The sequence below is a fragment of the Yersinia sp. 2542 StPb PI genome (assembly GCF_048593855.1).
GTDB lineage: Bacteria > Pseudomonadota > Gammaproteobacteria > Enterobacterales > Enterobacteriaceae > Yersinia > Yersinia enterocolitica_E.
The window spans coordinates 1-1,200 of sequence record NZ_JAZGQA010000409.1 but is presented as its reverse complement, the minus strand read 5'-3'; the positions used below and the strand labels follow the sequence as shown (position 1 = coordinate 1,200).

The window sequence follows — 1,200 nt, the reverse complement described above, 5'->3', positions numbered from 1 at the left end:
ATATTAATGATAAAGATAAAATAGCTAAGTCTTTATACCTTATTACCCCGGAAATAAAAATTGATAGTGATTTGGTTGCTGAAAATGATATTAGTATCATTCTTGGGTCGAATGCGGTTGATATTAATGGTGATATCATTGGCGACGCTAAACACCACAGCAACGGATATGCAATTGATGGGGTTTTACTAGGTGGCATGAGTGCCAATCGAATTAAAATTTTTGATAATAAAAACCAAAGAAAATTAACCCTATCAAAAAATATAGTGGCTGGAACTTCTTTGAACATAAACTCTACAGGAGAATTAAATGTAGCTGCCGAGGAATTAGTGAGTTCTGGTGAGCTGAATATAAAGGCATCAACTGTTAATATGATAGCTGGTAATAAGTCAGTAGGTTATGAAGGGGTTACGTTAGCAAGTCCAAAAATAAAAATAGAGGCGGATGGCGATATTAATCTTACCAATGTCAGTAGTCGCGATGCTTACGGCGATTTGTTCATTAAAGGTGGGGCGGTAGCAATTAATTCAACTAACTATGAAAAAAAGAGAAATGTAACTGATTATGACGACAAAAAAAGAACAGGGGGTGCAACAGAAACAACAGTGAACGTTTATAACACATACTTGCAAGGAAAAAATATTTCACTTGAGGCCGATTCAGGTGACCTGTCGATAAATGCGATAAAGGTTAAGGCGCTTGAAAAATTAACGCTTAAATCAGCAAAAGATATAAAAATGAGTGGTAAAGAAGAAGCTATTATTTCTGTGAATAAGATAGACTACGATGGATATGATACAGATTTGAAAAGTGGTCATGATTATTCATATACTAAACATACAGATCTAGAAACAACCCAATTACTATCTGATGGTGATATTAATATTAAATCAGGTCGGGATATTATTCTCTCGGGAACCGAAGTAGAGGCTTACAAAGAGTTATCTATACAAGCAAAGAATAATATCGATATTAGTGCGCAGAAAACAAAACATGAAAAAATAATTAATAAACACTATCAACAAGGGTTGGGGTTTGGCGGAGCTGAGGAAAATAGAGTTATAGCTGATTATGATATGATTCATAAAAGCAAGGTTTCTGGAGGGGAGGTTAATATTGCTGGCCAGGGCAATGTTGCTATCAACTCCAGCGAAATAAACTCTAGAGGTCAAATGGATATATCAGGAGATAGGGTGGTAT

At 35.2% G+C, this 1,200-nt stretch carries 1 protein-coding gene; it reads left to right on the top strand.

Annotated elements, in window-relative coordinates; genetic code table 11:
* The coding region (locus tag V1952_RS21970; RefSeq protein ID WP_420075568.1) for a hemagglutinin repeat-containing protein at positions 1-1,200 on the top strand (1,200 nt) is incomplete at both ends.